Raw genomic sequence first — 9,925 nt, 5'->3', positions numbered from 1 at the left:
CACTCGGCCGCGCAAGCCGCCCTGCTCAAGCAGGCGGTGGGCCTCAACGGCCTGCTCGGCGGGCAGGATCCAGGCCACCCGCGGCGTCAGGCGCTCTTCCTCCGCCAGCTGCCGCAGGTGCTCCAGGCGTGCATGGTCGCGGGCGTAGTTCGGTACGAACGTCCGCTGGATGGTGATGCCACGCTCGTGCTCAGCGGTGGCGAGGTCACCTCCGGCCGAGGTGGCTACCCGCCCGTCGGATACGGCACGGACAGCGGCGTCGTAGGAAGTTCCTCGTTGAGCACCTGGTTGACAGACTGTCCGTCCTCGACCCAGAACACGACCGGACGGAACTCGTCCGTGTGGCTCCAGCCGATGTAGCCGACGGCTTCGATCCGTTCGCCGTCCTCGAGTTCACGGTCGAGGCCCCACATCGAGGTGTAGCTGGGCGGTCCGCGGGCAGGCCATCCTCGATCGTCACGGTGAAATAGGAGTGCGGCTCGCCCTCCCGTACCTGCGAGACGGTACCGGCGATGTAGTACAGGCGGCCGGTGTCGTAGTCGTCGAACCCGTGATGCGCCTGCGCGGCACCCGCTGAGAACAAAGAGGAGCATCGTCGAGGCGACCAAGGACGCCGTCGCCAGCCTGACCCGACGGGTGCTGGTGCGCGCCCGAGGGCCGGTGGTCGTGATGAAGCGCACGCCGATTCGTCCTTCCAGACCGCTGGGGAGAGTTCGGCATCCAGCCAACCCGCCCTCGTGGCGAACAGGGAGTCACTGTGGAAGGAGGTACTGCCAGGGCACCCCTCAGCGGCTGGCCGAGCGCTCGGTTTCCGGCCCGGCTTCCTGGGTGGCGGCCCAGGTGGCGAGGAGGCGCAGCCCTTCTTCGGAAGGGGAGCCGGGCTCGGCGGTGTAGATGGTGAGGGTGAGGCCGGGGACCGCGGCCATCTCCAGGCCCTCGAAGGCCAGGGAGAGGTCGCCGACGGCGTGGTGATGGAAGTGCTTGGTCCCGGTGCTGTGATGGCGGACGTTGTGGGCGCCCCATCGGGTGCGGAACTCGTCGCTGCGCGTGGACAGTTCACCGACCAGGTCGTGCAGGTCCTTGTCGTGCGGGTTACGGCCGGCTTCGGTGCGCACGATGGCCACGGTGATGTCGGCGAAGGAGTCCCAGTCCGGGTAGAAGCGGCGGGCGGCGGGGTCGAGGAAGGTGAAGCGGGCCAGGTTCTGCTGGTTGCCGGGCGTGGCGTAGAGGTCGGTGTAGAAGGCGCGGAAGAGCTGGTTGGCGGCGAGGATGTCCATGCGGCCGTTGCGCACGAACGCCGGTCCGGCGGTGACCGCGTCCAGGGTCCACTGCAGGCTGCGGTGGGGTGTCCACTGCCGGGTGGCGGCACGGCGGCGGGTGCGGGTGAGGGTGTCGGAGCCGTCGGCGGCCTGGGCCAGGTGCTGCAGATGGGCGCGTTCGGCGTCATCCAGCTGCAAGGCGCGGGCGAGGGCCTCGAGGACGGCCGGGGAGACGCCGGCAAGGTTGCCGCGCTCCAGTTTGGAGTAGTACTCGACGCTCATGTCGGCCAGGGCCGCGACCTCGCTTCGGCGCAGGCCCGGCACACGACGTCGGGTGCCGGACGGCAGCCCTGCCTGGTCGGGGGTGATCTTCGCGCGCCGCGAGGTGAGGAACTCGCGGACCTCCTCACGGTTGTCCATGTCTTCGACGGTACGTCGCGCACGCGGCCATAGGGATGTACTGCCAGTACATCCCTCGTCAGTGACTCGCTACGCGCGTGAAGTGCCGGTTACCTGGAAAACGTGGTGCTCGACCTTCCGGCCGTCACGTCGTGGAGGCGGAGCCCCGCACCCGGCTCGGGCGGCCTGCCGCCAGGGCTTCGGGTCCGCTCCCGTCCACCCGTACACCTTCGCTCAAGGACTCACCATGACCACGTTCGCACTGGTCGGCGCAGGCCCCGGTCTGGGGCTGGCCGCCGCCCGCCGCTTCGGCAAGTCGGGCCACAGCGTCGCGCTCCTGGCCCGCGACCGGGGGCGCCTCGACGGCCTTGTGGCCGCGCTGGACGGCGACGGAATTCAGGCCCGCGGCTACACCGCCGACGTCCTCGACCCTGACGCGCTGACCAGCGCCCTGCACACCGCGGCCGAGGACCTGGGGCCCGTCGAGATCCTGCAGTACAGCCCCGTGCCCCGGGCCGACTTCATGAAGCCGGTCCTTGAGACCACCGCAGCCGACCTGGACGCCCCTCTGGCGTTCTCCGTGAAGGCCCCGGTCACCTGCGTGAACGCGGTCCTGCCCGGCATGCGGGATCTCGGCCGGGGCACGCTGCTGTTCGTCAACGGCGGCAGCGCCGTACGTCCCAAGCCCAGCGTGGCCGGCACTTCGATCGCGTTCGCCGGCGAGAGCGCCTACGCGCAGATGCTCCACACCGCGCTCGCGCCGGAGAACATCCATGTAACGCAGCTGATCGTCCCCGGAGCGATCAGCCCCGACTCCGTGACCTCCAGCCCTGAGGTCCTGGCCGAGCGGCTGTACGCCCTGCACACCGGCCGCGACGGCTTCCGCCACTACGCCGAGCCCATGCCCGACCCGCAGGACGGCACCCCATGACCTTCACCTCCGCCGGGCCCTGACCACCACCGCCACCATCGGTGCTCTGCTGCTGGCCGCGACCTCCTGCTCCGACGACTCACCCGCCGAGCAGGCCCCTGCCACCGGCTCCGCATCGTCGTCCGCCCCGGCCTCCGCGCAGACGTCGGCATCAGCGAGCCCGACCGGCTCAGACAGGAACGCTCCGATGGACATCCGTGTCACCCTCGACGGCGAGCCCGTCGACGCGACCTAGAACGACAGCCCCGCCGCCCGCGACCTGGCCTCGCTGCTTCCGTAACCCGGTCGTCACCTCGCTCGCCGTCCGCTTCGCCGGCGACGCCCCCACGCTCACCTCTGCGCTCACGACTTCCGCCTACAACACCGGCATCGCCGCCGGTTCGGCTCTCGCCGGCCAGTCCCTCGGCTCCTCGCTCGGTCTGACCGGCCCCTCGCTGGTCGGAGCGGTCTTCGCCGCGCTCACCCTGGTGCCGCTCATCGCCCTCGCCCTTGCCGGAACAGGCAGCCCTACACGCATCGTCGCCCAACGCGCCCAGACCGCCGCTCAGGCTTCGGACCGGACGCCGGCAGCGACCTCGCACTGAACAACGTCCGCCACGTACAACCCCGTTGGGAGAAACCTTCATGAACCCCACCTACGACTTCACCGGCAAGGTCGCCTTCATCACCGGCGCTTCCTCCGGCATGGGCCTGGCCACCGCCCGTGCCTTCGCCGCCTCCGGAGCCGCCGTCGCCCTCGCCGACATCAACGAGGACGCCGTGAACGCCGCCGCCAAGCAGCTCGCCGACGACGGCCACCAGGCCCTCGCCCTGGTCTGCGACGTGAGCGACGAGGATCAAGTAGCGGCAGCCGTCGACCGCACCGTGGAAACCTACGGCCGTCTGGACATGGCCTACAACAACGCCGGCATCATGCCCCCGCCCACCGACGCCGCCGACGAAAGCGCCGACCAGTTCGACCGCGTCCAGAACATCAACCTGCGCGGCATCTGGGCGGCCATGAAGCACGAACTGCGTCACATGCGCGACCAGGGCAGCGGCACGATCGTCAACTGCTCCTCCCTCGGCGGCCTCGTCGGCAACCCGGGCCGCGCCGCCTACCACGCCACCAAGCACGGCGTGCTCGGCCTGACCAAGAGCGCCGCCCTCGAATACGGCTCCCGCGGCGTCCGCATCAACGCCGTCTGTCCCGGCACCATCAGCACCCCCATGGTCGACTCCATGATCGAAGGCGGCGAACTCAACCGCGACCAGGCTGCAACAGGCCAGGCCATCGATCGCCTCGGCACCGCCGACGAAATCGCCCAGGCCGTCCTGTGGCTGTGCAGCGACGGCGCCAGCTACGTCACCGGGATCGCCCTTCCCGTCGACGGCGGCTACACCGCCCAGTGACGTCGCAGTGCATTTCCCCCATCGGGTCAGCAGGTCATCACTACGCCCGGTCCATACAGATGCAAGAAAACTGGAGAGGTTGATCCATGACGTCCGACAAGTCACGTGACTCGATGAGAGCGCAAGAGAGCGGGCTCCGCCTGGAGCGGCGTCAGCTTCTGATGATGGGTGGTGCCGCTGTCGCGGCCGGATCGCTCGCCGTGGCCGGCAGCAGCGCAACTGCCCACGCACAGACGGCTCGACGAGGGTCGAAGTGGGACAAGACCTTCCCTCGCAGCAACAAGGTCGACCACAAGAAGGTGTCGTTCCACAACCGGCTCGGCATTGAGCTGGTGGCCGACCTCTACAGCCCCAAGCAGCTGCGCGGTCGTACGCCGGCGCTGATCGTCGGCCACCCGTTCGGTGGCGTGAAGGAACAGACCTCGGGCCTTTACGCGCAGACCATGGCCGAGCGCGGGTTCGTGACGTTGGCGTTCGACGCCTCCTACAACGGCGAGAGCGGCGGCACGCCACGACACATCGCATCCCTGGAGACGTTCGTCGAGGACTTCAGCGCCGCCGTGGACTACCTCGGCACCCGTCGATACGTGGCACGGGAGCGGATCGGCGTGATCGGGGTCTGCGCCAGCGGCGGCTTCTCGCTCAGCGCCGCGCAGATCGATCCGCGCCTCAAGGCCGTCGCGACGGTGAGCATGTACGACATGGGCCGCGCCTACCGCGACGGCCAGGGATACGCCCCGATCCAGAGCGAAGTGAACACTCCCGAGGAGCGCAAGCGGGCCCGTGCCGAGGCGGCGGAACAGCGCTGGGTCGAGTTCGAAGGCGGAACGGTGCGGTACGGCGGCGGGGACGCGGTGCCGTTGAAGCCGTCACAGCAGGCCGCGGCCGACGAATTCGCCGAGTACTACGCGACACCGCGCGGCGCGCATCCGCGCTCTCACGCGATGAGCCTGACCAGCCTCGGCGCGATCACCAATTTCATGCCGCTCGCGCAGATCGAACTGACCGACCCGCGCCCGCTGCTGTTCATCGCCGGTGAAAAGGCGCACTCCCGCTACTACAGCGAGGACGCGTACGCCCAGGCCCCTGAGCCGAAGCAGCTCCACATCGTCCCCGACGCCGGACATGTCGACCTCTACGACAAGGCCGACCTGATCCCCTGGGAGAAGCTCGCCGACTTCTTCGCCGAGCACCTCTGATCCGATAAGCGGGGCAGCTCGACTGCCCAGGGCCGCACGATTCGGCTCAGGACGAGCAAGGAGCGGCAATCGGTACAGCGGTGACGCTAAGCCGGTGATCACGGTCCGGCCGGTGTGAGCGCGCTGACGCGGTTCTCGTACTCGCGGCGGGCTTGCGCTGGGCCGGGACCGCAGGAACGCCATGGCTGCCGTCGAGCGGTTGGCGCAGGGCGAGGAGTCCGATGTGCACGGCGAGGACGGCGGTGACGCGCAGGGTGTAACCCTGGCCTCGTCGTACGGTCACCCCCTGGTCCAGCGCGGCCCGCTCGACCGGCTCGCGTTCCGCGGGGGGAACCTGGGCTCGTCAGTCCGTGATGACGGCGTCGCGGTTGATCCACTCGGGGCTGTGGGCCGCCTTGTGCATGAAGGCGGCGACGTCGGCGCGGCTGATCTTCGGGTTGCCCTTCATCAGGAGACGGTCGCCGGCGCGGTAGGTGCCCTTGGCGGGGCCCTTGGTCAGCAGGGTCGGGTAGACCAGCGTCCAGTCCAGAGTGCTGGAGCGGATGGCCTTCTCGGAGAGGTCCTTGTTGGCGTAGATGTCCCGCAGGAACGTGCGGTACATGATCTTCTGCAGGACACTTGCCGACCGGTAGGTGTCGCCCACGCCGAACGAGGACATCCAGACCAGGCGTGAGACGCCCTGTTCCTCGGCCGCGTCGATGACGGCGGCCGCGGCGCGGGTGAACAGGTCGTGGGCGCGCACGGAGGTGCTCCTGCCGAGGGCCGAGATGACGGCGTCCTGGCCGATCATGGCCTTGGCGACATCCGTGGGCGAGGTGGCGTCTCCGGCGACCACGTTGACCTGGTTCGCCAGATCGGCCAGTGCCTCCGGTCTGCGGGCCAGGACGGTGACCGTGTCACCGGCCGCGATGGCCAGGTCGACGACGTGGCGGCCGGTGGGACCGGTCGCACCGAGGATCAAGATGTTCATGGGTGTACGTCCTTCGTGGGGAAGATGACTGTTTGTCAGGGAGTGGGTGGTGGCCGCGTGCACGTGCGGCCGCGGCCACCGGCGATGTCAGCCGGGCCGGCCTCCGCGCTGCCCGGTCAGAGCAGGAAGTCCAGCAGTGCCTTCGTCAGGGCTTCCGGAGCCTCTTCGGCCAGGAAGTGACCGGCCCCGGGTATGACCAGTCCGGTGACGTCGGTGGCGAGCAGGCGCATGACCTCTTCCGGGCCGGTGCCGGTGGCGTACTCGCCGCCCACGGCCAGGACCGGGATGGTCAGCGGGCCCTCGTCGCGCCAGCGCTGGACCTGCTCGGACCATTGGTCGAGGGTGCGGTAGTACTCGAAGACGGCGTGCAGGGCGGCCGGGTCGCGCAGCTGGTCGACGTAGACGTCCACGGCGTGCTGCGGGATGGCGTCGGGCCGGCCGGCCTTGGACTCGAACTGGTGGCCGAAGTAGATCTCCTCGCGTCCGGCGACCATGCGTTCGTTGATGTCCGTGAGGCGGTTGAAGGCGAAGTGCCACAGGAACGCGTTGGTGGCCGCGTCCGAGATCAGGGGCGGCGACGGGGAGAGACCGGGCAGGACGGACTCGCCGACGGCGAGGCGGGTGACACGGTCGCGGTGGGTGGTGGCGAGGGCGTGGGCGACGTTCATGCCCAGGTCGTAGCCGGCGACGGCGAAGCGCTCGTGACCCAGAGCGGTCATCAGCTCGGCCAGGTCGTCGGCGAGCGTGTCGAGGGTGTAGCCGGTGGCGGGTTTGTCGCTGCCGCCCAGGCCGCGGACGTCGGCGGCGACGACGGTGAAGTGCTCGGCCAGGGCGGGCATGACCAGGCGCCAGTGGTACCAGAACTGGGGCCAGGCGGGCAGGAGCAGCAGCGGCGGCCCGTCGCCGCCGACCACGGCGTGCAGGGTCAGATCGTTTGTCTTGACGGTGTGGCTGGTGAACGTGTCGGCGAACCCGGCGGGCAGGTGCGGCACGTCGGTGACGGTGAACGACATGGTGGGGTCTCCTCGTGGGACGGGGGCGGTGTTTCGAAACGGATGACCGAGCTTTTCTGCTCGATCGAGTCCCGCTGGTCCGGGTCCTTGCTCGGCCGGGGTCTCTCCAGGGCAGAGCGGGCACGTCGGACCAGCAAAGGACTGATCAGGGGGTCAGGCCACCACGCGGTCGGCGGTGAGCTTGCGCGGGGTGTCGGCGAGCAGCCTGCGCAGCTGTGCCGCGGGCAGCGGGACGCCCGCGTCGACCGGGGGCGGCGTCTGCGGCATCGTGCCGGAGCGGAGGGCTTCGGCCACCAGTGCCCAGAAGGCCCTGATGGCGTCGGGTGCGGCGGAGTACGGCGTCGCGTAGGGGTCGGTCTCCGGCTCGAAGCGCCAGCTGTCTGCCAGGGGGCCGGCGTCGACGGTGTCGAAGCCGAGCCTGCTGATCAGGTCGGCGGCGTCGGCGTTGGCCTGTGCGTCGTCGCCGGCGATGGGCAGGGCGGTGCGGTCGGCGGCGCCTGCGGGGCGGGCGAGGGCGGGGATATGGAAGTCGCTGATGTTGTTGAACGCCTTGACGAGCTTCGCGCCGGCCAGGTGTTCCTGAACGAGCTCGCTGGTGGTGGTCTTGCCCGAGTCGAGGGCCTCGATGTGCCCGTCGCGCATCGGGTAGTAGTTGATCGTGTCGAGCACGACCTTGCCGGCCAGCGCGGCGACGGGAAGCTTCCGGTAGGCGGCCAGCGGAATGCTCACCACCACCCAGTCGCCCGCCCGGGCCGCCTCCTCGGGCGTCGCGGCGCGGGCCCGCTCACCGAGCTCCGCCACCGTCTCGGCCAGGGTCTCAGGACCGCGCGAGTTGGACAGGACGACGTCGATGCCCGCCGCGACGGCGAGCCGGGCGATGGCCGTGCCGATGTTGCCGCTGCCGATGAAGCCAAGGGTTGCCATGGAAGGGGTCTCCTCATCTCGCGGACCGTGCGGTCCGCCGGTGGTTCTTGCAGGGAGCCGGGCTCAGGCGGGAAGGGGCAGGCGAAGGCCAGAGCCGTCCGCACCATCAAAACGGAGCAAGTGCTCCTCTTGAAGGTAGCACAACCGGAGCGGACGCTCCCCTTGAGTGTGGCGCAACCGGAGCGAGCGCTCCGAAATGCTGGAGTTCCCTGTAGCCTGAATGCCGTGACCCTCGCCGAGCAGCCGACCCCCGCACCCGAACAGCCCGCACCGCGCGGCCGCCGCGCCGACGCCGAACGCAACCGTGCCGCGATCATGGAGGCCGCCGGTGCCGTCTTCGCCGAGCACGGCGGCGCCGTCGACGTCCGCGAGATCGCCCGGCGCAGCGGCGTCGGCATGGGCACCCTCTACCGCCACTTCCCGACCAAGGACGACCTGCTCCTCACCGTCCTGGAACAGCAGTTCGGCTCCTGGCTCAACGACGCCCACCAGCAGGCCGCCGCCACCGAAGAACCCTGGCAGGCACTGACCGGGTTCTTCGAGCAGATGCTCACCACACAGGCCGGCAACCGCGCCGTCGTCGAGAGCTACACCACCAGAGGCGGCCCCACTCCCTCCTGCGCCCAGCGCTGCTACACCTTCATCGACGAGCTGCGCACGCGCTGCATGGACGCCGGCCTCCTGCGCCCCGACGTCACCACCGAGGACCTGGTCCTGCTCAGCGGCTCCCTGAGCCAGGCCGTCCTGACGACCGGCGACAGCCACCCAGGTCGGTGGCGCCGCCTCCTGCGCATCTCCCTCGACGGCCTCTCCAGCCGCAACACCGAACCCCTGCCCGAGCCCACACCCCACTCGGATGCGCCCAGGAGCGAATGATCAGGGGACCTGCGTTTCGGCTCTGTTCTCCCGAAGCTGCCGCAAACGGCCTTGATTCTGGTGGATCCCCGGTTACCGAAACCGGGGATCCACCGAATACTTGTAGCTCCACCGCCACTACCTGTCCGCCAGTCGAAAGGCAGCACGCAACGCCCCGGAACCCCACCTCGAATGTCACCCGGCATTGCCCGGCGCTGCCGTCACACCCCACCCCGGGCGCGGAGAATTCACACCGCCACGAGCCGGACCCGATCGCCACACAGCTTGGCCATGTCGTCACTATCGGAGGTCAACATGACCACCGGTCGGTGCTGATGCAGCGCGGCCCCGGCGACCGCCGCATCGATCGCGTACTTGTGCCCGTGCAGGCCGGCCCCCATCGACAGCTTCGAGGCTGCCCTCGCCTCCTCGTCACCCACCGGAATTACGCGCAGTCCGGAGAGCACCCAGTCAAGACGGGACCTATTCGTACGGGCGCGGACCGCCTCGATGATGGTGAGCGCACTGATCACGACCTCCATGCCGCGCGAGCGCGCCTCGGCGACCAGGGCCACCACCTGCTCATCATCGGCGAGTACCTTCGAGAGCCCTTCGCTGTCGAGGACCAACGTGCCCTCGTGTCTCAGCTTGCGGCGGGCCACTCACCCTCCTCGGCGAACATCTCGTCGAAGACCTGCCACGCCCGCTGACGAGCCTGATCGGAGACCGGTCCCTTGCGGCTCTCGTAGTCGGCCAGGTACTCATCCAGGATCTGCCCGCGCAGCTCACGCTCGACCGCCTCGGCAATGAACGCGGAGAACTCCCGCTTACCCACCCGCGCCCGGATCGCCTCCGCGGTCCCCTCCGGTAGCGACAGGCTCACCCGCCTCGCCGGGCCTTCCCCGAGGCTGTACGTCGTCTCAGCCATACCCTCAGCGTGTCAAACGAGTAGGAAACGTGCCACGGCCGCCCGCGAAGGCCGT

13 protein-coding genes are annotated in these 9,925 nt (G+C 69.6%); 5 read left to right on the top strand and 8 right to left on the bottom strand.

Annotated features, from left to right (window positions below; translation table 11 throughout):
• Positions 1-315: zinc-binding dehydrogenase (locus AB0Q90_RS41995; protein WP_365734503.1), on the bottom strand; the 315-nt coding region annotated here is incomplete at its 3' end.
• Positions 316-785: 470 nt separating this feature from the next.
• Positions 786-1,679, bottom strand: coding sequence for a helix-turn-helix transcriptional regulator (locus AB0Q90_RS41990; RefSeq protein WP_363165997.1), 894 nt, complete (start codon positions 1,677-1,679; stop codon positions 786-788).
• A gap of 226 nt (positions 1,680-1,905) precedes the next feature.
• On the opposite strand from AB0Q90_RS41990, the gene AB0Q90_RS41985 reads away from it, so the two are divergent.
• Entirely contained in the window at positions 1,906-2,589 is a 684-nt protein-coding gene (locus AB0Q90_RS41985; RefSeq protein WP_363165998.1) for an SDR family NAD(P)-dependent oxidoreductase, read from the top strand.
• Positions 2,590-2,592: 3 nt separating this feature from the next.
• Here the strand turns inward: AB0Q90_RS41985 and AB0Q90_RS41980 are convergent, their stop codons facing one another.
• Positions 2,593-2,784 carry a hypothetical protein gene (locus tag AB0Q90_RS41980; protein WP_363166000.1) on the bottom strand — a complete coding sequence of 64 codons (192 nt, stop codon included), beginning with the start codon at positions 2,782-2,784 and terminating at the stop codon, positions 2,593-2,595.
• 2 nt (positions 2,785-2,786) lie between these two features.
• On the opposite strand from AB0Q90_RS41980, the gene AB0Q90_RS41975 reads away from it, so the two are divergent.
• From AB0Q90_RS41975 to AB0Q90_RS41965, 3 genes are all read left to right on the top strand, one after another.
• Positions 2,787-3,173, top strand: a complete 387-nt coding sequence (locus AB0Q90_RS41975; protein WP_363166001.1) for a hypothetical protein — start codon at positions 2,787-2,789, stop codon at positions 3,171-3,173.
• Positions 3,174-3,213: 40 nt separating this feature from the next.
• On the top strand, positions 3,214-3,981 hold the full coding sequence (locus tag AB0Q90_RS41970) for a glucose 1-dehydrogenase (RefSeq protein ID WP_363166002.1): 768 nt from the start codon (positions 3,214-3,216) through the stop codon (positions 3,979-3,981).
• Positions 3,982-4,094: 113 nt separating this feature from the next.
• Positions 4,095-5,180 (top strand): alpha/beta hydrolase, encoded by a 1,086-nt coding sequence (locus AB0Q90_RS41965; protein WP_363166003.1) that lies wholly within the window; start codon positions 4,095-4,097, stop codon positions 5,178-5,180.
• Between the two features lie 343 nt (positions 5,181-5,523).
• Here AB0Q90_RS41965 and AB0Q90_RS41960 read toward each other — a convergent pair whose 3' ends face one another.
• The 3 genes from AB0Q90_RS41960 to AB0Q90_RS41950 form a co-directional block, all read right to left on the bottom strand.
• Positions 5,524-6,150 carry an NAD(P)H-binding protein gene (locus tag AB0Q90_RS41960; RefSeq protein ID WP_363166004.1) on the bottom strand — a complete coding sequence of 209 codons (627 nt, stop codon included), beginning with the start codon at positions 6,148-6,150 and terminating at the stop codon, positions 5,524-5,526.
• Positions 6,151-6,266: 116 nt separating this feature from the next.
• Positions 6,267-7,163 (bottom strand): alpha/beta hydrolase, encoded by an 897-nt coding sequence (locus AB0Q90_RS41955; RefSeq protein ID WP_363166005.1) that lies wholly within the window; start codon positions 7,161-7,163, stop codon positions 6,267-6,269.
• Positions 7,164-7,316: 153 nt separating this feature from the next.
• Positions 7,317-8,087, bottom strand: coding sequence for an NAD(P)-binding domain-containing protein (locus tag AB0Q90_RS41950; RefSeq protein ID WP_363166006.1), 771 nt, complete (start codon positions 8,085-8,087; stop codon positions 7,317-7,319).
• Positions 8,088-8,312: 225 nt separating this feature from the next.
• On the opposite strand from AB0Q90_RS41950, the gene AB0Q90_RS41945 reads away from it, so the two are divergent.
• A complete protein-coding gene (locus AB0Q90_RS41945) occupies positions 8,313-8,963 on the top strand; it encodes a TetR/AcrR family transcriptional regulator (protein WP_363166007.1) in 651 nt (216 codons plus the stop codon).
• Positions 8,964-9,190: 227 nt separating this feature from the next.
• On the opposite strand, the gene AB0Q90_RS41940 is transcribed toward AB0Q90_RS41945, so the two are convergent.
• Both AB0Q90_RS41940 and AB0Q90_RS41935 read right to left on the bottom strand, forming a co-directional pair.
• Positions 9,191-9,604 (bottom strand): PIN domain-containing protein, encoded by a 414-nt coding sequence (locus AB0Q90_RS41940; protein ID WP_363166008.1) that lies wholly within the window; start codon positions 9,602-9,604, stop codon positions 9,191-9,193.
• Entirely contained in the window at positions 9,586-9,870 is a 285-nt protein-coding gene (locus AB0Q90_RS41935; protein WP_363166009.1) for a hypothetical protein, read from the bottom strand. The genes AB0Q90_RS41940 and AB0Q90_RS41935 overlap by 19 nt, the downstream gene beginning before the upstream one ends.
• Between the last annotated feature and the right edge of the window lie 55 nt (positions 9,871-9,925).

This window comes from Streptomyces sp. NPDC079141 (assembly GCF_040686775.1).
Lineage (GTDB): Bacteria > Actinomycetota > Actinomycetes > Streptomycetales > Streptomycetaceae > Streptomyces.
The sequence above is the reverse complement of the archived record's forward strand: the minus strand, read 5'-3'. Positions and strand labels throughout refer to the sequence as shown.